This window comes from Kistimonas scapharcae (genome assembly GCF_039540975.1).
Lineage (GTDB): Bacteria > Pseudomonadota > Gammaproteobacteria > Pseudomonadales > Endozoicomonadaceae > Kistimonas > Kistimonas scapharcae.
The window spans coordinates 1-1,190 of record NZ_BAABFL010000233.1 but is presented as its reverse complement, the minus strand read 5'-3'; the positions used below and the strand labels follow the sequence as shown (position 1 = coordinate 1,190).

General features: G+C 59.6%; 1 protein-coding gene. It reads right to left on the bottom strand.

Going from position 1 to position 1,190, the window contains the following annotated elements; genetic code table 11:
- The coding region (locus ABD892_RS10605) for a Y-family DNA polymerase (protein WP_345195595.1) at positions 1–1,190 on the bottom strand (1,190 nt) is incomplete at both ends.

Below are 1,190 nucleotides of genomic sequence, written 5' to 3'. Positions count from 1 at the left end.
TCCGTTAATCCTGCTGCTGCCGGTTTCAGGGTCTGTTTCCCGTAGCGGCGGTTGATGGCGTCTACCACCTGCATCATGGCCGGTGTGTCCGGCAGCACCTGTGCGCTCCAGAGATCGGCCTGGAAACCGGCACCGTCGCAGAGATCCACCAACATAAACCCCGCCTTGCGATACCCAAACCCTTCCCGATAGATTTTCTCCAACCCCGGCCTCAGCAACTGCAACCAGCGACGTGTGTCGCAGGTGGGCTCCGGCAGACTGAGGGTCAGGTTGGCGTTGTACTGCGGCGCGTCCCGGAAGGGATCGGTGCGGATCAGAATCATCGCCTCCCGGGCAAACTTGCCCTGTGTTCGCAGCTTTTCACAGGCGCGGGAGGCGAAGCTCACCAGTGCGGCATGCAGGTCATCAAAGGTGGTGACCGCCTGTCCGAAACTGCGCGAGCAGATAATCTGGTGCTTGTTGCCGGTGGTTTCCTCTTCCCAGGGAATGCAGGACTCGCCCTGAAGCTCACAGACGGTGCGTTCCAGCACGATTGAAAACGTCTTGCGAATCCATGCTGGCTTACAGCGGCTGAGCGCTCCCGCCGTGCTGATACCCTGCTGCTCCAGCCGTTTGGCAATCCGGCTGCCGACGCCCCAGACCTCCTGCACCGGCGTGATATCCATCAATCGTTGTTGACGTACAGGATCGGTGAGATCCACCACACCGCCGGTGGCCGGGTAATGCTTGGCGGCATAGTTCGCCAGCTTGGCAAGGGTCTTGGTGGTGGAGATGCCGACACCGATGGGCAGGCCGGTCCATTGCTGCACACGGTTTTTAATATCAAAGCCTATGCCCTGAAGCTGTGCTGCCGGGAATCCCACCAGATCCACAAATGCCTCATCAATAGAGTACACCTCCACCTTCGGGCTGAACTGCTCCAGCACGGTCATGAACCGTGACGACATATCCCCGTACAGCGCATAGTTGGAACTGCGAAGGTCAATTACCCCCTGCTCCAGCCAATCCCGCACCTTGAACGCCGGTGTACCCATGGCCACGCCGAGGGCTTTCAGCTCCGGGGTTCGGGCGACAATACAGCCGTCGTTATTGCTGAGAACACCCAGCGGCCTGCCAATCAGGGTCGGATCAAAGACCCGCTCACAGGAGCAGTAGAAACTGTTGGCGTCGCAGAGGGCTATGACCGGTTT